This is a genomic window from Mesorhizobium captivum (assembly GCF_033977165.1).
Taxonomy (GTDB): domain Bacteria; phylum Pseudomonadota; class Alphaproteobacteria; order Rhizobiales; family Rhizobiaceae; genus Mesorhizobium; species Mesorhizobium captivum.
The window spans coordinates 1-17,692 of sequence record NZ_JAVIJB010000020.1; the positions used below are offsets into that span (position 1 = coordinate 1).

At 59.9% G+C, this 17,692-nt stretch carries 16 protein-coding genes and 2 pseudogenes; 15 read left to right on the forward strand and 3 right to left on the reverse strand.

The window, feature by feature from the left end; all coding sequences use genetic code 11:
* The first annotated feature begins 14 nt into the window (after positions 1 to 14).
* Together RFM40_RS17865 and RFM40_RS17870 are read left to right on the forward strand one after the other, a co-directional pair.
* Positions 15 to 1,058 carry a hemin-degrading factor gene (locus tag RFM40_RS17865; RefSeq protein WP_320277955.1) on the forward strand — a complete coding sequence of 348 codons (1,044 nt, stop codon included), beginning with the start codon at positions 15 to 17 and terminating at the stop codon, positions 1,056 to 1,058.
* A gap of 912 nt (positions 1,059 to 1,970) precedes the next feature.
* Positions 1,971 to 2,768, forward strand: a complete 798-nt coding sequence (locus RFM40_RS17870) for a calcium-binding protein (RefSeq protein WP_320277886.1) — start codon at positions 1,971 to 1,973, stop codon at positions 2,766 to 2,768.
* Between the two features lie 92 nt (positions 2,769 to 2,860).
* Here RFM40_RS17870 and RFM40_RS17875 read toward each other — a convergent pair.
* Positions 2,861 to 3,096: pseudogene (locus tag RFM40_RS17875) on the reverse strand (transposase); the annotation flags it as partial.
* A 662-nt stretch (positions 3,097 to 3,758) separates the two neighbouring features.
* Between RFM40_RS17875 and RFM40_RS17880 the strand changes: the two are divergent.
* From RFM40_RS17880 to repC, 8 genes are all read left to right on the forward strand, one after another.
* Entirely contained in the window at positions 3,759 to 4,976 is a 1,218-nt protein-coding gene (locus tag RFM40_RS17880) for a cytochrome P450 (RefSeq protein ID WP_320265613.1), read from the forward strand.
* Positions 4,977 to 5,024: 48 nt separating this feature from the next.
* A complete protein-coding gene (locus RFM40_RS17885) occupies positions 5,025 to 5,234 on the forward strand; it encodes a ferredoxin (RefSeq protein WP_320215380.1) in 210 nt (69 codons plus the stop codon).
* A gap of 211 nt (positions 5,235 to 5,445) precedes the next feature.
* Positions 5,446 to 6,087 (forward strand): nuclear transport factor 2 family protein, encoded by a 642-nt coding sequence (locus RFM40_RS17890; protein ID WP_320277956.1) that lies wholly within the window; start codon positions 5,446 to 5,448, stop codon positions 6,085 to 6,087.
* 313 nt (positions 6,088 to 6,400) lie between these two features.
* The gene (locus RFM40_RS17895) at positions 6,401 to 7,999 is read left to right on the forward strand and encodes an SDR family oxidoreductase (protein ID WP_320277957.1); all 1,599 of its coding nucleotides are present in this window, start codon (positions 6,401 to 6,403) and stop codon (positions 7,997 to 7,999) included.
* Positions 7,993 to 8,202, forward strand: coding sequence for a hypothetical protein (locus tag RFM40_RS17900; RefSeq protein ID WP_320277887.1), 210 nt, complete (start codon positions 7,993 to 7,995; stop codon positions 8,200 to 8,202). The genes RFM40_RS17895 and RFM40_RS17900 overlap by 7 nt, the downstream gene beginning before the upstream one ends.
* A gap of 104 nt (positions 8,203 to 8,306) precedes the next feature.
* On the forward strand, positions 8,307 to 9,359 hold the full coding sequence (locus RFM40_RS17905) for an LLM class flavin-dependent oxidoreductase (protein ID WP_320277888.1): 1,053 nt from the start codon (positions 8,307 to 8,309) through the stop codon (positions 9,357 to 9,359).
* Positions 9,359 to 9,982: a nitrogen fixation protein NifQ gene (locus tag RFM40_RS17910; RefSeq protein ID WP_320277889.1), complete on the forward strand. Its 624-nt coding sequence runs from the start codon at positions 9,359 to 9,361 to the stop codon at positions 9,980 to 9,982. Before RFM40_RS17905 ends, RFM40_RS17910 begins: the two co-directional genes overlap by 1 nt.
* A gap of 316 nt (positions 9,983 to 10,298) precedes the next feature.
* Positions 10,299 to 10,757, forward strand: coding sequence for a replication initiation protein RepC (gene repC / locus RFM40_RS17915; RefSeq protein WP_320277890.1), 459 nt, complete (start codon positions 10,299 to 10,301; stop codon positions 10,755 to 10,757).
* Between the two features lie 167 nt (positions 10,758 to 10,924).
* Here the strand turns inward: repC and RFM40_RS17920 are convergent, their stop codons facing one another.
* Positions 10,925 to 12,043, reverse strand: a complete 1,119-nt coding sequence (locus tag RFM40_RS17920) for an ATP-binding protein (RefSeq protein WP_320215374.1) — start codon at positions 12,041 to 12,043, stop codon at positions 10,925 to 10,927.
* Between the two features lie 295 nt (positions 12,044 to 12,338).
* Here RFM40_RS17920 and RFM40_RS17925 point away from each other — a divergent pair, with 295 nt between their 5' ends.
* Entirely contained in the window at positions 12,339 to 12,995 is a 657-nt protein-coding gene (locus RFM40_RS17925) for a helix-turn-helix domain-containing protein (RefSeq protein WP_320223326.1), read from the forward strand.
* Positions 12,996 to 13,013: 18 nt separating this feature from the next.
* Here the strand turns inward: RFM40_RS17925 and RFM40_RS17930 are convergent.
* Positions 13,014 to 13,124 (reverse strand): annotated as a pseudogene (locus RFM40_RS17930) (integrase); the annotation flags it as partial.
* A gap of 205 nt (positions 13,125 to 13,329) precedes the next feature.
* On the opposite strand from RFM40_RS17930, the gene RFM40_RS17935 reads away from it, so the two are divergent.
* The 4 genes from RFM40_RS17935 (at position 13,330) to RFM40_RS17950 (ending at position 17,465) form a co-directional block, all read left to right on the forward strand.
* Complete coding sequence (locus RFM40_RS17935) at positions 13,330 to 14,148, forward strand: hypothetical protein (protein ID WP_320277891.1); 819 nt, start codon at positions 13,330 to 13,332, stop codon at positions 14,146 to 14,148.
* A gap of 121 nt (positions 14,149 to 14,269) precedes the next feature.
* Entirely contained in the window at positions 14,270 to 14,788 is a 519-nt protein-coding gene (locus tag RFM40_RS17940) for an RES family NAD+ phosphorylase (protein WP_320277892.1), read from the forward strand.
* Positions 14,789 to 15,980: 1,192 nt separating this feature from the next.
* Positions 15,981 to 16,544: a cold-shock protein gene (locus RFM40_RS17945; protein ID WP_320215371.1), complete on the forward strand. Its 564-nt coding sequence runs from the start codon at positions 15,981 to 15,983 to the stop codon at positions 16,542 to 16,544.
* A gap of 471 nt (positions 16,545 to 17,015) precedes the next feature.
* Entirely contained in the window at positions 17,016 to 17,465 is a 450-nt protein-coding gene (locus tag RFM40_RS17950; RefSeq protein ID WP_320277893.1) for a Ros/MucR family transcriptional regulator, read from the forward strand.
* The last annotated feature ends 227 nt before the right edge of the window (positions 17,466 to 17,692 follow it).

The window sequence follows — 17,692 nt, forward strand, 5'->3', positions numbered from 1 at the left end:
AAAGCGGCCCGCATCTGACCCTGCCTCTGTCAACCAAGGACAGCCGTGCGGTGCTCGTGACGCTTACGCACGATCTCGCCGCCCGACTGGGCATTTCAGAAGCGGAACTGATCGCTGCGCATTGCGGTCTGGGCGCGATTCGTGTCGAGCCGCGCGTCAATGATCTGCTGACCGGCCTCAAAGCGGTCGGCGAAGTGGTGGCGCATACTCGCAATGAAAGTGCGGTGCACGAAAAGATCGGCGTCTACGACAAGGTGGTCACCGGCAACAAGCATGCTCTGGTACTTGGCGACGAGATCGACTTGCGCATCTTCCCGAAAGTTTGGGCGCATGGCTTTGCTGTCGAGAAGCGCGATGGCAAGGACATTAGCCATAGCCTGCAATTCTTTGATGCCGCCGGCAAGGCGATGCACAAGGTGCAACTCGGGCCCGCCTCAAATCTCGATGCTTATCAGAAGCTGGTGGCTGAGCTGGAATCCTCGAACCAGGAGCCGATCGTAGTATTCAAGGCGAGCGGAGCCAACGACGACGCAGAGGTTCCTGAACAAGCCGCCACGGTGGAGGATCTACGCGAGTGCTGGAGCCAGCTGACGGACGTGCATCAGTTCTTCGACATGTTGAAGAGACTGAAGCTCAGCCGCCGCGAGGCGGTGCGTATGGTCGGCGAGGTTTACGCTTGGGCGCTCGAAAAGGACGCCATCGGCGCCATGTTTCAACAGGCGGCCGAAGACGAAATGCCGATCATGTGCTTTGTAGGCAATCGTGGCTGCATCCAGATCCATTCCGGTCCGATCAAGTGGGTCAAAACAATCGGCCCGTGGATTAATGTGCTCGACGAGACCTTCCACCTGCATCTCGGGACCCACCACATCCGCGAGGTCTGGGCCGTTCGCAAGCCGACCAAGGACGGTCACGTCACCTCGCTCGAAGCCTACGGCGCCGATGGCAAGATGATCATCCAGTTCTTTGGCAAGCGTCGCGAAGGCGAGGGCGAGCGCGAGGACTGGCGGTTTCTGGCCGAGACCCTGCCACGCATTCCCGGTCCGACCGCTGCATGAGGCGAGACCAATTGCATGTTGTTTTCCGGTTTCGCTCGGCACCCGTCGCCGGGGCTCGGCATTCTGCTGGCCATCGCTTTGCCTGCGGAGCGAGTGAGCGCCTAGCTATTGCTTCCCGTGCTGTCACGGATCGCTCGATCGTCGCAATCGCCTGCGCGCTTGGCGAGGAAAGACATCTCACCGCTCGAAATTCGACGAGCTACTACCCGAATTCCGCTGAAGGTTGACCGATGTCGGCCACATGCGTCAGCTGTCGGCGAAGGTTGTTTTGTCGGTCAGTCAGTCCAACTTTGCGGCCGTGCTCCAAAACGAGGCCCATGCTTCCTTCAAGTAGCCGTCCTCAAAGTACTAAGATCCTTCGTTGGGCATTGCTTGCTTGTGATCTGATCCGCAGACGGAACAACTCTTAATCTGGCGACAGCACCCGTGGGCAGATGGAGGTGACCTCTGCCGCGAATCGAAATGCCCCGGCCGCTTGCCGCGCGCTCAGGAGTGCCGCGCCGGATTGCTTTGCTCAGGCATTCAACCACCTTGCGTCAAACAAACGGCAAGCAAGGACCAACGATCATTCTGCCCCTGCTTCCACCGCGGGAGGCTCCGGCTTCAATATGGTCCTACTCAATGACCGTATTCCTGGAAAGCAATTTTCCAATCACGTTTCTCCGATATCAAAGCGTTAGACATCCACTCGCGACCGGGAGAGCAGGACGCCCGCAGGCCGCGCGTGTTCTTCCGGCATCCGCGCCTCCCGTCATTGCGCGCACGACCCGGAGGCGCTCATGGCGCACCCGAGGATGACACACATCCATCGCGTAAATATGTTGAATCGGAACAATCAATTTTGCCAATAATCTGAAGAGAGATATGAAAAGGTTCAGGTGGCGTGGGGACGCAGGATAAGGAGTGTCTCTGATGGCTATCCATGGTAGTCCGCGCGACAACGCCCTCTTCGGCACCAACGGTGAGAATGTGATCACAGATCCCGACGGTAATGACTGGATTGACGCTCTTGCCGGTAACGATTCCATTTCGGCGGGGCCCGGCAATGACCGAGTCTTCGGTGGCACAGGTAATGATCATGTCTTTGGCGAGGAGGGCAATGACTACCTCTACGGCGACAGCGGGCGAGACGGACCGCGCATCGCTGCTGAGGATAATGACAAGCTCTATGGGGGTCCGGGTAACGACACCCTCTTTGTTGGTGACGGCAGGGATTATCTGACCGGGGGGACAGGCAACGACACGTTCGTGTTCCAATTCCACAACCCGATCCCTGGATATGACCCGCGTTTCGGGCCGGACCCGGATAATACCTCGATCTTGGATTTCAACCCGGCGGATGACACTTTGGCCTTCGATGCGGTTGGCCTCGGTAGCGACGGCTTTGGCGCCAACTTCGTCAACCACGCCAGCTCGCGGTCTGGCCATCCAGTTGACACCTTCTACAGCGGCGACGCCGCGGGCGCGAACGGCGAGCATGTCGTCGTGCTCACCAACTCGTTCAGCAACGGCTCCCAGGCTGCGGATGCGATCTCCAATGAGCGTATCGGCGACGTTATCGTTTACTATAACCCGTTAACCCATTCAGGGAATCTGGCCTATGTCACCTCCGATAACCATGCCGACGATTTTGCTCATCTCGGTAATGTCCACAGCGTCGCGGATCTGGCCGGGCTTGGGTTGAGCGCGTGGGACTTTACCTTCGTCTGATCCGCGGGAACCTTGGATCGGATAGGACGAGATGCGCTACCGCGTAGATACACCGCCGCTTTCGCCGAGGGCGATACTCACCGCGACCGAGACGCGTCGGAGACGACAAGCTTGACGTCTCTGAAGCCGCGGCGCGTCAGTTTGCGCAGGAGCTCCGTCCAGGTCGGCTTGGCCACGGAGATGCCGACCTCATGCCAAGCACCTCGCGGCAATGGTCGACGCCGACGGCGATAATCACCGCGACCGAGACGACGCGGCCGCTGCGGCGCACCTTCAGATAGTTCGCGCACATCCACACCTATAGCCAATCGTCCTCGATCGGCCATTCAATCAAGGCCTTGAGCATCCCGTCGGTCTGCGAGGGAGAAAGCCGAATGGCTGCGGTACTCGGCGACGACCGCAATGCTTGGCGCATCGGCCACCAAAGACTCTCAACATTATGCCAAGTTGGCAGAAAAGCCTCAGAAAGAGTGTCCTGCATACTGTTAAATTGGTCTGAACCAAGGTTTGGCAGGAGCCAAGCCGAACAGTCCCCGTGTCGCGGACGCGACAAAGCTGACCGCAGGTGTCGGTTGTCGGACGTTTTGCCGGGACGACATGTGGTCATCCAATGAGCGGCGGTCCCGGTGGTGGCTGAGCATAGATCGGTTCAGCACCATCGATACGGTCGATCCGGCACGCAACTTGCTTAGAAGATTTCGGGGCGCCAGCAGCAGTGCGTCACGGAGCTCAGCGATGATTGACCAGTCTCACAAACTTCAATGGGGATAACCAGTGGGTTACGCTTTAGAACCGCAGCACGAAGCAGATGCCTCTGCTGCTTGAATGCGCGACCGATCTCTTGCGCTGGTGCGCAGTTTGGCTGCATCGCGCAACACAATCACGACGCGCTAGAGCTGGGACTTACCGGGTGCTGGCCAATCGACCTTGAGATCGGCCGGCAATCTCAATCGAGCGCATGAACGCCTGGCGTTCAGGAGAAGAGGCCAAATGGCGACAAATCCGGTTCCAGATCATGTCCCGCCCGAAATGGTGAGGGAGTTCAGCCTGTTCACTTCGCCCGGCATGTCACCGACTCCCAACGGGGATCCCCACGCGGCAGTCGCTTGCGTCCATTCCGGCCCGCCTATCTTTTATTCACCCCTCAACACACGCGACGGCAGGGGCACCTGGGTGATCACCCGCGCCAGCGACCAGCGCCGGGTGCTGCAGGACAGCGAAACTTTTTCCAGCCATCGCAGCATCTTTGCCTCCGCCCTGGGCGAAAGCTGGCCGATGATCCCACTTGAACTGGATCCTCCTGCCCATGGCGCCTTTCGCTCACTGCTCAATCCGCTGTTTTCGCCAAAGCGGGTGGCGGCATTGGAGCCGGCTGTCCGCGAGCGGGCAATCAGGCTCATCGACGGGATCGCCGCATCGGGCACAAGCTGCGACGTCATGAAGGATTTCGCATTTCCGTTCACGGTAAACATCTTCCTTCATCTCCTAGGGCTACCGGATGACCGAATCGACACATTTGTTGGATGGGGGAGAGATCTGCTCCACGGCGACGATGTGAAACGGCCGGCCGCGGCCCGGACGATCGTATCGTTCATTGATGAACTTGCAGCCGTCCGCCGCAAGGACCTGGTTGATGATTTCATGACTTTCGTCGTGCAGGCACAGGTCGAGGGCCGCCGCCTGACGAAACAGGAAGTACGCGGCGTCGGCGTGCTTGTCTTTGTTGCCGGGCTAGACACTGTTGCAGCAGCCATAGGCTTTGACCTGGCCTATCTCGCACGCAACCTCAAGGATCAGGAATTGCTGCGCGGCGAACCAGGCCGGATCGTGGCCGCGGCCGAAGAATTGCTGCGCGCCTATCCGACCGTTCAGTTGATCCGCGTGGCAACGAAAGATATCGACTTCGAAGGCGCGCCGATCCGCAAGGGAGATTATGTTTCCTGCGCCACGATGATCGCCAACCGGGACCCGGCGGAATTCGAATGCCCCAACACGGTCGATCTGGCGCGAGAGGACAACCGCCATGCCACCTTTGGCTATGGTCCCCACCGTTGCCTTGGCTCACACCTTGCCCGGCGCGAGATCGTCATTGGCCTGGAGGAGTGGTTGGCGCGCATCCCCGCCTTCAGGATCAAGAAGGGTACGGCACCCATCACCTCTGGCGGCCATGTGTTCGGGATCGAAAATCTGATTCTAGACTGGTCCTGACCAAGCCCCGCCCCCGAGCCGAGGTGCAAAGACAATGGAGGCAGCGCCATGCGCATCATCGTCCAAAATGCCAAATGCCAGGGTCACGCGCGATGCGCGGCGCACGCGCCACACATCTTCAAGCTCGATGACGCCGGTTACATCCTGGCCGGTAACATCGAAGTTGCGGAAGGGGAGGAACTGACTGCATCGCGAGGTGCGCGATCCTGTCCCGAACGTGCACTTAAACTCGACCGTGAACCCTGCAGCACGAGTTGAACCGGACGTCATTCACCGAGAGTCCGGCGGGCATGAAAGGGATCGACCAAGTGGCCCATACGGGAACTGAGGCACGCGCCTTCTGTTCCACCACCGTCCTCGTCCAACTGCGCAGGGGCACCTGCGGCATCGAGAAGCCCCCCTGATGCACAAACGCCAAGGTGCGGTTCGCGAAACACCTCTTCCGATCACAGAATTTGTGGCAGAGCCGATGGAACAGACGAAAATTGCCCAACTAATCGACCGTGAGGCGATCCGGGACTGCCTCTATCGGTACTGCCGCGGGATCGACCGCGCCGATGAAGCGGCGCTACGCAGCGCGTACTGGCCCGATGCGCATGACAATCACGGCGCCTATTGCGGCCCTGCAGAGGGGTTCATCGAGTTTGCACTCGGTGTCTTCAAGACCGGACCCCGTAACATCCACCAGATCACCAACATCCTGATCGAGTTCATCAGCTCGGCAGAGGCTGCGGTCGAGAGCTATTTCACCGCGCTGCAACGCGCACCGGACAAAGACGGAGACGTACGCCAGACGCTCCTGTGCGGCCGTTACTGCGATCTGTTTCACAAGAGGGAAGGGGAGTGGCGGATTGCCGAACGGACAGTTGTCTACGATTGGATAGAGGAGCAGATCCCACCAGCGATCGTTGAGGCAGAACGGTTCGGCCCGCGCCGGCCGATCGGAGCACCGCATCCGGACGATCCGGTCTACAAGCTCGGAAAGCGTTGCATTCCTTCTCGCCATGACTCTTCGGAGGCTTCGAACGACACAGCCGCATCGGCCGAGGAGAATCAAGGCCATGACAACTTTGCGATGCTACAGCGATCCCGGCGAAAGACAGCCCGGTGAAGGTGCGCCAAATTGGATTGCCTTTCTGCCCGCGACGGCGTGAGCGATCGGCTCTGTCCCACGAGCCCGCCGACGACACTGGTTGTGCCCAAATGTACGGGTCCTTGGCAGCGCCGATCATCACGGCAAGCTCCTGTCCTTGGCCGGTCCCTCAGCAGCCTCGGCTACCAAATCGGAAGTTGGATCGCTGCCGGATCGCTGCGTCGTCTTTCCGGGTCCGCAACTGGCCATCGCCAGGACGCGCTGCTTTAGCGCGACGCATCTTTTGCCGCTCAAAATTGATTGGATGAAATCGCCGAAGGAAGTCCTCAACATGCAGACAGGACGCATCGTCATCATTACGGGCGCCGCGGGTGGGATCGGCCGTGCGCTGGTCGAGGTTCTTGCCAGCGATGGTGACACTGTCGTTGCGGTAGACCTTCCTGGCAGTGGCGTCATTGAACTGGCCCGTGGTCTCGGCCAGCCGCATCTCGGCCTCGAGTGCGACGTCTCGCGGGAGGAGGATGTGCTCGCGCTTTACGGTCGCGTCGAAGCACAGTTCGCCCAGATCAGCGTCCTCATCAACAACGCCGGGATGGGCCCCACCATGGCTGCGAGCGTCGATACTGGTGTCGACGCCTTCCGCCTCGCCCTGGCGGTAAACTTGATTGGACCGTTCGTCATGGCCCGCGAAGCGGCGAGGCGCATGAGGCGGGGCGGTGCCATCGTCAACGTCGCTTCGATGGCAGGCGTCGTAGGCAATCCCAAGCGCAACGCCTATGCGGCCTCGAAGGCGGGCCTGATCTCGTTGACGAAGTCGCTTGCATGTGAGTGGGCTTCTCGCGGCATTCGCGTGACGGCGGTAGCGCCCGGCTATGTGCGCACGCCGATGGTGGCAGAACTGGAACGCGCGGGCAAAGTGGACTTAGCGGCCGTGCGCCGCCGCGTGCCGCTGGGGCGTTTGGCGCATCCGGACGAGATCGCTCTCGCCGTGCGTTTTCTGACCAGCTCGCAGGCGCGCTACATCACCGGTTCAGTGCTGGCGGTCGACGGAGGCTGGATGTCATTCAACCAGCCGGGGGATGCGCACCCGCAGGTGGATGGGATACCCCAAGCCGAACTCTGCTGTCCGGCCGAACGCACCGACGCGCGTATCGTGCTCGTCACCGGCGGCGCGAACGGCATAGGCGCGGCCGTGGTTCGCCGCTTTGCAGCAAACGGCGATACCGTTGTGATTGCTGATAGAGATGGCGCTGCAGCGGCAGAACTCGCTGCGTGGCTCCGCGGCAAGAACCCGGCCAAATGCGTGGATGTGGCCGTCGAGAGCGAGGTGGTTGCGCTATTCGAGGAGATGCGGGCGAGCTTCGGGCGCATCGATGTGCTCGTCAACAGTGCTGGTGCCGCCGACATTTTGTCGTTGGGAATCGAACAAATACCGGAACACATCCAACACGTCCTGGATGTCAATCTTACCGGGGCCTTCACCTGCGCTCGCGAAGCGATCAAGACGATGCGCGCTGGCGGCGTGATCCTCAACGTCGGATCGATCAACAGCTTTCTGCCGTTCGCGCCGCGCCATGCCTACGGTGCCTCCCAGGCGGGGCTGGACATTCTGACCCGATGCCTGGCGGCCGAACTCGGACCGGTCGGCATACGGACGGCCACCGTCGCTCCTGGCTTCATTTGCACGCCTGGCGTTGCTCAGTTGGCGAAGGTCGGCCGCATCGATATGAAAACGATCGCACGACGCATCCCGATGGGCAGGCTGGGACAGCCGAAAGACGTGGCTGACGCAGCGTTCTTCCTGGCTTCATCCGCCGCCTCGTACGTCAACGGCTCCATCCTGTACGTGGACGGCGGCTGGACCTCTTTCGGTGATGCGGGAAACGCCAGTGAACTCGATAACGAGTATTTTGCGGAGGCCGCGTGTTGATCGTCGACTATTCGCCAGGCGACAGGCCGCTGCTCATCGAGGCCGAGTTCGTCCAAGGGGTTCATGGTCCGGTCGGGCGCCGCGTCCGCACTGCTGTGACCGAAGACGTCATCCTCGGCGAGACGAAACGTCCGTCCTCATCGCTGTCGAAGCAGTTGCAACCGCTCGGTGCGCCTGCAACCGCCGAACGGCTTGCGGCCTGACCACGCCGCCGCCAAGGGCGAGATCGAGGCCGCGGCCAAGGCGCCTCGCGCGCACCCAGAACATCTCCCGATGGCTAGCTCCGTTCTGTAAACAGGGAAACACCATGGAATTCGCAACCTTTATCCTGGCCGCCCAGCGCGGATATCACCAATCGTGCGAGAGCGTTATCCTCAACTCCATCGAACAGGCCGTCGTTTCGGAGCAGGCCGGCTTCGATACCGCGTGGTTCGCGGAGCACCACTTCAACAATTATAGCCTCATTCCCTCGCCCTTGATGATGGTGGCGCACTGCGCCGGCGTGACGAGTACCATTCGCCTTGGCACTGCCGTGTGCGTGCTGCCGCTCTATCAACCGCAGCGCCTGCTTTCCGAGATCGGCTTCGCCGACATTGTTGCGAATGGCCGCCTCGAGCTTGGCGTCGGCTCGGGATACCAGCAATTCGAGTTCGAGCGCTTCGGCGTCAATATCGATGAGGCGCCAGCGGTCTTTTCGGAATACTTGGACATCCTTCAAAAGGGCCTCAACCAGAACATCTTCGAGCACGACGGTCAGTATGAGAACATACCCCCCACGGCGATTTCGGTGCGCACCGTCCAGAAGCCGACCCCGCCGATCTGGATCGCCGCCGGGACGGCCCGCCTGGGCCGGGCCTATCGTGAGGGACACAATCTTTTTGTGACGGCATTCCATAACGGATTAGAAACTTTGCGCGTCCTGCGCGAAGCCATCGAGAAGGCCGCGGCTGCCGAAGGCAAGAATGTCACGGACGCCAAGATATCTTTGCTACGTTGCTGCTATGCCAGCGACGACGAGGCAGAGATCAATAGCTATCTCGACAACGCCCGCTTCCAGCGCCGGCTGTCTGAAGCACTGCATCAGCGTCGCCAGCAGAGCCTGGACGGCTATCTGCTAAAAGAAACGCCAACGCAGCAAGATTTGTCATTCGCGACGATGCGCCGGAACCTGCCGATCGGCAGCGTGAATCGAGTGGTCGATCGCCTGTTGGAAGAGATCGATATCTTAAAACCCAACCAGATCGCAATTCAGACCCAGTTGGGGGATTTCGACCAAAAGACGATGCTGCGCCAGATCGAGCTCTGGGGAGACAAGATCATCCCGGCGGTGAACAAGTCGCTCGCTCATCAGGGCGGTTGATGGGACAAAACATCGCCCACCACTGTGGCTGCCTCTGCGCCGGCCAATCGCCGCGGTTCAAGCTGGAGTTTGATCAGCATGTGCTTGCCTGCGTGCTTTCGTGTGCACTCGAGGAAGTCGAGGCCGGCGAGGCGACGGCGACGGAGGCAACCGGTCTTTCGCGCGCCGAGCTGCGCGATGTCCTGGCCAGCAGCTTCCCCACTTTCCCCTTCAAGGCCTTCGCCCTGGAAGAGATGGGCGAGCCCGAGCCGGACCCGGAGGAGGAACTTTTGCGCGAGCTGCTCCTGGCCCATGCCCTGCCGGGCGACCCGGCAAGCGCCCAGTTTGCCAAGATCATCGCCCGGCGCGCCATGCGCAATGACCATCTCTGGCAGGACCTTGGCCTTTTCAATCGCACCGAGCTCAGCCGCCTGCTTGCCATGCATTTTCCGACGCTGGCGGCCGGCAACACCCAAAACATGAAATGGAAGAAGTACTTTTACCGCAAGCTCTGTGAGGCCGAAGGGTTTTCGCTATGCACCGCGCCCAGTTGCCGGGAATGCAATGATTTCGCAGGCTGCTTCGGTCCGGAGGAAGGCGAAAATCGCCTTGCACGAATCAAAAATGGATTTGCATTGGATTAAGAGCCGCTTTCGTCAGTGTTATGAGGCAGCCAACCTTGATCGCCATCGAGCCGTAGGCACTTTTCCCGGCGACGTTACACGGGAGGAGGGGACCTTCATCGCATGATCGCGGTGAGCGATGGTCGATTCGACTCGGGTCGAGATCTTCTTGTTTCGGAAGCAGGGGCGATCATATTTGACTAACCAAACGAACGGGCGCATGACCTGTTCCTAGCACTATCGGGTCACATCTAGTCTCTTAGAGACATTAGCACCCCATAGAATCACAGACCTAAGGACGGCCTGTCTCCACAAGGAGCCGGCCGCGACGCCGAGCATGACGACAACGTGCGCAGCCTGCCACAACGGGACGTGCCGTTGGTGCTGGGCGCCTGCCCATCGCAAATTACACGAAGGGGGCGCAAATCCGGACTTGGCGGGACTTGCAGCCGTTGCGGACAGGGCGCGGCCGACTATTGGGGTCAGCCCAGGCGCCTGGCAGGAGGCGGCGGAGGTCATGGGTTCACAGAATGCGTCGATTACCCTGGCTGCGATCCTGCAACGGGCCGAACGCATCCGCAGTTGTGGCGGCTATCTGCAGGATCTCACGGAAAAAGCGCGGGCGCAGAAATTCTCTGTGTGGCCCATGGTCACCGCGTTGCTCAACGCCAGAGTCGGGGCGCTGGAGAAGGCTGCTGCCGGAAAAGGTGCGGAGGAATCCTCAGCAGCGCAGGAGCGCGGCGGGTGCCGTGGGGCAGCTCGCTGGATATCAGCGACGCGCTGCGCGACAGCATGAAGAAAAAGGGCTGGTGATGATGTCCCGGGCTGGATCGCCGATGCCGCCATTGGCAATGAGCTCGGAACGGAGAGCGTGCGGTCGATCAGGTCCTTGACCCAGAATGGCCGCTCGGCCGGCCTGTTCGACCTTTCAGCCGGTTCGTCTGAGGCCTTGCTGATATACGACTATGACTGTTCGCCTAGCAGCGATGCCAGTTGTGTGAGCCCGACAGCTTCTATTTTCGGGGCCATCGGATAGGACTCGGTTCCGGCGTACACGACGAAAGTGCGGTCGGGCTGAACATCTTCCAAGGCCATATGCAGACCCTTTCCCAGCGAAGGAGACAGGCTGCGTTTTATTTCGATTGCCCAGACGCCGCGATTGGCTGGAAGCTGGAGGACAAGATCGATCTCGGCTCCGGCCGCGGTGCGGAAGAAGCTTGCGAGGGTCCCTTCGGGCGCCACCGATACAAGATTCTCCAGAACGAAGCCTTCCCAACTCGCGCCGACGACCGGGTGGCCGGCGAGGCTGTCGGCCGTCTCTATGCCAAGCAGGGCATGTACGAGCCCGCTGTCGCGGACGTACACTTTCGGTGTTTTGACGAGGCGTTTGCCCGTATTGGCGTGCAACGGCGGCAGCCGACGGATCAACAGCAGGTCCACAAGCAGATCAACATAGGACGAAATGGTCGGCGCGCTGACCGAAAGGTTGGCCGCCAGGCGTGACGCATTCAGCAGGCCCGCCTGATTGTGGGCAAGCATGGTCCACAGCCGTTCGAGGGTTTGCGCCGGAATCCGCGGGCCGAATTGCGGCACGTCGCGCTCGAGATAAGTGCGGATGAAATTGCGTCGATACGCGAAGCTGTTGGCTTCCGAATGTGCAAGAAAACTGTCCGGGAACCCGCCACGCAGCCAGAGACTTTCAACCGACAGCTTTTCAGAAGCGATCTCGAGCGCGTCCAGCGGTGTCATCTCGACATATTCGATGCGGCCGGCCAGGCTTTCGCCCGATTGACGCAGCAGATCCATCGAGGCTGATCCCAGAAGCAGGAAACGACCGGTGCGGCGTCCGCGCCGGCGTCCGGCGTCGATCAACCCTCGAAGCTCCTGGAACAACTCTGGCATTCGATGGATCTCGTCCAGGATGACCAGACGGTCCTCGTAGGCGCGCAGGAACAGTGCTGGATCCGACAACTTGTTCCTGTCCTCGCGGGACTCCAGATCGAGATAGAGTGCATCCAGGTCTTCACCAATCTGCAAGGCGAGCGTTGTCTTGCCGACCTGGCGTGGGCCGATGAGGGCCACAGCAGCTTGACGGGCAAGCGCCTGACGAACTTGAGGTAGCACACGGCGGCCTATCATCCATGCAAATTAAAAGGCGCGTTTTAAGATTGCAAGGATAAAGAGCTGGATACCGCACAACGGAGGCGCGCAGCAAGCCGTGTTCCGATCACTCCGCACGGTCACGCCGGAAATGGGACCGGATGGCGCGCGCGATCGATACGTCGGCGGCAGTCAGACATTGACTTTCATCCTTTCCGCTTCCATGTAGTAACCCATTGGGTTATATGACTGCATCCAGACAGTTGCCGAGACACCATTGTTCATCAAGCAGGCAGCTGAGCTGTTCAGTGAGGATGAGCGAAAGGAACTGATCGACTTTCTGGCCGCCAATCCGAAGGTTGGTGATGAGATTCCCGGAACCGGCGGTGTGCGAAAGGTGCGGTTCGGCGCCAAAGGCAAGGGCAAGCGCGGCGCGGCACGCGTCATCTATTATTGGTACAGCGATGACGCGCCGATCTACGCGCTGTTGGCGTACGGAAAGAACGAGAAAGTCGATCTAGAGCCCGACGAAGCCAAGGCGGTCGCGGCATTCGCCAAAGCGATCAAGGCAGCTAACAAGGAGCAGGACATGAGCGAGATGACGAAGTTCGGCGCCGATCTGATCCAGGCGATGTCGGAAGCTTTGGCTCACGCGCAAGGCAAGGACGTTCCCGGCATCAAGGTCCACAGCGTGGACGTTGGCGTTGTGGACGCAAAAGCAATCCGCAAGAAGCTCGATCTTACACAGGACGAGATGGCAACCGTCCTGGGGACCAGCCCATCCGGCTACAAGAAATGGGAGCAGGGGAAAAGGCAGCCGAGTGGCGCTGCGCGCACCTTGCTTCGCATCATGAAGAAAGAGCCCGAGGCCGTGTTGCGAGCCCTGTCGTCCGAGAAGGAGACGACCAAAGAACTTCATGGTGCATCGCACTGAGCAGGGGAGGGGCTTTTTCTACAGCCCGGACGCCTTGGTTAGTTGGTCGCGCCGCCGCTGATACTTTCGCGTCATTTCGGCTGAGGCACAGCCGAGCTGTTTTTGCACATGCGGTTCACGCAGCTCTGCCAATTGATTATCCGTCCAGATTGCGATCTGTATGTCGGGATGCGACGGGGCCGTAGGATAGCGAGTGCCATCAGGGTAGGCCCCGAAATCCCCTCGGTAATCTCTCCCATGCGTTTGACAAGAAGCAGTCGCGGCACACTCTTGCATTGGACGTCGCGTGACATACGTGATATGAGTGTGCTCATACGCAATCTCACGTGATGTCTTGTCCGACGCTCTCTTCTCATCTTTCCTCATGGTCGATCGACCGCATGCGCCGATCGGCGGACGGCGCACGTCGGGCGGCGCTAGGGCGCAGGAGCGCCCTAGCCGCACCGTCTCCGACGATCGCGAGCTTCTTGTCGGGGCGATCCGTCGCGCGCTTCAAGAAACAGCGCCCGCGTTGGCGGCGCCAGCAACTGCGACCTCGACAGGATTCGTGGATCTCGCTGCCGCGGCCGCCGACATCGCCCTGGGGCACTCCGTCGTCCTTCAACTCAAGCCCGACCTAGACCAAGGACGCCGAAGCGCGGTTCGCTCCTTCCTTGAAATAGTCGTCCGCGTGAGTGCCACGCTTGACGAAACACGCCTCGAGTCGGCGATCAGCAAGCTCGCGGAGGTCCTCCTGCCCGATGAGCTCGCCGACGCGCGCGGAGCATTGGCCTCGGACAACCTCGAGCTCCGTGATCGATTCGTCTCGGAGGTTCCTCAGCTCACGAGCGCCGAGATCGGAGCGCAGGCGGGGCTGAGGACCAAGAACCCCTATGCGACCGCAGCGCGCTGGAAAAAGGCTGGCAACATCTTCTCGGTCCAGCACCGAGGCAAAGAGTATTTCCCGGCTTTCCAGTTCCGCGAGGGACGGCCGCACCCGACGATCAAGAAGGCGCTCGGGGCACTCCCTCCCCGGCTGTCTGCGTGGCAACGTGCCTTCTGGTTCATGTCGACGAATGGCTGGCTGGCCGACAAGGCACCCGCCGATATGCTCGACAGTCCGCAGTCAATCCTCGCAGCCGCTGAACGAGAGGGCCAAGAGGTGGTTGGGTGAGCGTTTCAAGCGTACGCCCGCCGCCTTCTTCCTTTCCGAGCATTAACACCCAAAAGGTCACGAAAGGCATTGTCCTCCATCGCACGCACGGCTCCAGCTTCCGGCCGGCGCAGTTCAACCCATGCATGGGTCAGCCGACGCGTTCGCTCCTTTTCCAGACTCCGCAGGCGCATGCGTACCGACGCTCTACGCGGCGACATCGCGGGAGGCAGCGGCTTTCGAGTCGATCTTTCACGACATCGAGCCTACTGCCGTCTTCAAGACAGTCCGCCTCGACGTCATCGAATCGCGCAGCGTAAGCCGCATTGCACCGAAGCGCGATCTGCTCCTGGCCGGCCTGTTCGCGCCGGATCTCAAGGTGTGGGGCATAAGCCGCAGCGATCTCATCGAGACGCCGAAATCGACCTACCGTCAGACTGTTCTTTGGGCTCAAGCGATTCACAGCGCCAGAGCGGACGTTGACGGCCTGCTTTGGACATCTCGACAGTGCGACCCGGACCGATGCGTAATACTATTCGAGGATCGTGTCAGCGAGGGAGATTTCGAGGTTCACGACAGCATCGAGGTCGGCGCCGACGCGGACCTGTTGCTCGAGATCCGAGCTTTCGGCATGCGCGCCGGCATTACCATCGTTTCTTAGGCATGCGTTGATGTCGAGAACACATGCTCCGCGGCCGGTTGGCCCTCCCCACGAGACGTATGTTTCTCGATACCGAAGTCCATAGACGAGCTAGGGGGCGCGGGCATCCCGAAAAATGCCTACGCTCGATCAGGGCGAGATCGATAACCTTGCTTGGGGAGCTTTTGTCGAGCAGCTCGTTAGCGAATTGAAGGGGGCATTCAATCGCTGCCTGGAAGTCCCCGCTGGCAGGTGTTTAAGGTGATTTCGCGGGTCGCGCGCCGTTTGGCGCGCGCAACGGCAAAGAATTCCCGACGAGTCGAGGACGAGGAATTTCCCACCGCTGTCACCACGATTCTCTGCCATTCGTTCCAGCGGTCGTCGTGTTTCGTGCTGACGGCTTCGAGTTGTTTTGCCAGCGGTCGGGAGTCTCCTTCGGAATGCCGGCTTTGCGGCCCAGGCTCTTGAAGGGTTCGCCTGAGGTCTCGGCTCGTCGCATAGGGATCACGCCGCGGGTCCCGTTGCCGTCACACGGAGAAAAACGCCGTGACTGACCGAGTTTCAACAAGTCCTTTGGAGACGCGAAGAAACGCCCATAGTCATTCGGTGATGGACTCGTCGTTTTGGCCGCAACCGGCTCGGAGGAAGGCAAATGCAGCCTCGCAAGGATCAAGAACGGGATCGCGTTGGACTAAGATCCGTCTTCGTCACCAGTATGAGGCGGCCAATCTTGATCGCCATCGAGCCGTAGGCGATTTTCCCGGCGTCACACGGGAGGAGGGGATGTGCACCGCCCTGATCTGGTGAGCGGTCAATGACGCGCCCGGCCGGCAACAGGGGTTGACCGGGTGACGGAGGACTGTAGCAATGATGCGGTCGGGCGAAGAGCGGCAACTCCCAATAGTCGAGCGGAACGCGTCTCAACCATGGCGGATCGGTCCCGGAACAGAAGTGCCGTGGCGACGCATTCGCGACGATATTGCAAAGAAGGATATCCAGTGGTTAGAAAGCGAGGCCCAAAGCAAGTGAGAGCCTCTGCAGAGCCTGGTTGATTGAACCGCGCCCTGCTGCCCGGCTGACAATTCTAGCTTGTCGCTGATCAAAGATGGATGGCGCTTTTGAAGAGCTGACACGTGCGACCGAAGACTCAAGCGACCGCCCATCCGTGCCAACCTTTTTGGTGGCCAGCACCATTTCCTTCCCCTGAGATGACATGAGCAGATACAAGGATTACCGCAAGCCCCGTCGGCGTCGAGATGACGACGGCCCGTTTCCTTTTCCAGAAGAGGACCTCGTCCCAAGCTTCTTTCATCAAACGTCACCTGCGACGGCAAAGCCGGTAGAAGCAGAGGTCAAGTGGTTCAACGCAAGCAAAGGTTTTGGCTTCGTCAGAATCTCGGACGGAAGGGATGCCTACCTGCATATTCGGGCATTGGAAGCGGTTGGAAGGAGCAGTGTCCCAGAGGGAGTGCGGCTCAAGGTCACCTTGGAGGAGACGCGAAAAGGCCATCAGGTCGCGCAAGTCCTGGAGATTGCACGGGAGACGGCCAACACTTCGACATCCGCGCCGGAAAGCGCCGGCACCGTCAAATGGTATAACGCCGAGAAAGGCTTTGGCTTCATTGCTCCTGAAGCCGGCGGAAAGGACGTATTCGTCCACGCCTCAACGTTGGCCCGCTGTGGAGTGAGCGAGCTCGTGGAGGGACAAAAGGTTTTTATCGAGTGCGCGCAGGGCAAGAAAGGTTTGGAGGTGCAAAGCATTCGTGCAGTTCCTTGACGACGGCCCAGCCCTTTTGTTGAACGCGCAATGGTGAGCCATTCACTGCGCATAAGCACATCAGAAAGGCGCGTTTGTCGCGGTGCTCGATCCTCATTTTTGACGAGGGCCGATATGGTTCACATCGTGCTCACCGTCCTTGGCATGGTCGTTCAAATTGAGGCTGCGGTTCATCACGGAACGCAGCCGCGACGGAAATCGAACAACGTAACAGCACCTATAAGGTGGCAAACAGCGGCTTGACAGGGATTATCATGGTACTGCTTGCCGACGGCCTCGGCCCAGCAGGAATTGCCAAACTGGTCGGCTGCTGCAAATGCAGTTTTATCGGATCATTCAAGCCTTCAATGAATCTTCTGCTGCGATAGCCAGAAGTGGTGGACTAACGCCGACATAAGCAGATCATGCTGGCCTTCCCCGACAAAGCCGGTAAAAGAGTTCCCCGTGTTGTCACGGAATAGGAGTAATTGAATGCACGAGGACACCGCAAATAGCCGAGGCCTGTTGATTGAACTTACGGCAGATATTGTATCTGCCTATGTCAGCAAAAACGCCGTTCCCCCCGCGTCACTGCCAGAGCTTATCGCAAGCGTGAATTCGTCATTGTCGAATCTTGGGCAGGCGGTCGAGCCAGAGAAGCCAGCCCAAGCGCCTGCGGTTAATCCGAAGCGGTCGGTGTTTCCCGACCACATCATCTGCCTAGAGGACGGCAAGAAATTCAAATCGCTTAAGCGTCATCTCAACGTCCACTACGGCCTGACGCCCAACGAATATCGCGAGAAATGGGGATTGAAGTCCGACTACCCCATGGTGGCGCCGAACTATGCGGCCCATCGGTCGGCGCTGGCGAAGTCGAGCGGTCTCGGCCACAAGGCTGTCAGCAATCCCGAAAGGAAGTCGGCGGCACGCAAATCTAGGTAGTGGGCGCAATGCCTCCCCCAGGTCGATGCGCCATACGGTGGAATTGACCGGCCAAACCTGTAAGGCCTTCAAATCCGACATAGCCCTGCGCACAGCCGAAGCAAACTCGGAGGCGACAAGGACGCCGGCAATCCTTTCGTAGCAAGTCCTGCTACGGCTAAGTGATCGCCGGCTGGTCCTGTGCAATCGCGGCCGATCGCGTCACAGCGGCTGCCTGGCTGCTTGAG

What these genes read in the sequence shown, in the direction of transcription:
- RFM40_RS17870 (WP_320277886.1), top strand. Translation starts at nt 1,971, where the DNA reads ATGGCTATCCATGGTAGTCCGCGCGACAACGCCCTCTTCGGCACCAAC.
- RFM40_RS17880 (WP_320265613.1), top strand. Translation starts at nt 3,759, where the DNA reads ATGGCGACAAATCCGGTTCCAGATCATGTCCCGCCCGAAATGGTGAGG.
- RFM40_RS17885 (WP_320215380.1), top strand. Translation starts at nt 5,025, where the DNA reads ATGCGCATCATCGTCCAAAATGCCAAATGCCAGGGTCACGCGCGATGC.
- RFM40_RS17890 (WP_320277956.1), top strand. Translation starts at nt 5,446, where the DNA reads ATGGAACAGACGAAAATTGCCCAACTAATCGACCGTGAGGCGATCCGG.
- RFM40_RS17895 (WP_320277957.1), top strand. Translation starts at nt 6,401, where the DNA reads ATGCAGACAGGACGCATCGTCATCATTACGGGCGCCGCGGGTGGGATC.
- RFM40_RS17905 (WP_320277888.1), top strand. Translation starts at nt 8,307, where the DNA reads ATGGAATTCGCAACCTTTATCCTGGCCGCCCAGCGCGGATATCACCAA.
- RFM40_RS17910 (WP_320277889.1), top strand. Translation starts at nt 9,359, where the DNA reads ATGGGACAAAACATCGCCCACCACTGTGGCTGCCTCTGCGCCGGCCAA.
- repC (WP_320277890.1), top strand. Translation starts at nt 10,299, where the DNA reads ATGACGACAACGTGCGCAGCCTGCCACAACGGGACGTGCCGTTGGTGC.
- RFM40_RS17940 (WP_320277892.1), top strand. Translation starts at nt 14,270, where the DNA reads ATGCATGGGTCAGCCGACGCGTTCGCTCCTTTTCCAGACTCCGCAGGC.
- RFM40_RS17945 (WP_320215371.1), top strand. Translation starts at nt 15,981, where the DNA reads ATGAGCAGATACAAGGATTACCGCAAGCCCCGTCGGCGTCGAGATGAC.
- RFM40_RS17950 (WP_320277893.1), top strand. Translation starts at nt 17,016, where the DNA reads ATGCACGAGGACACCGCAAATAGCCGAGGCCTGTTGATTGAACTTACG.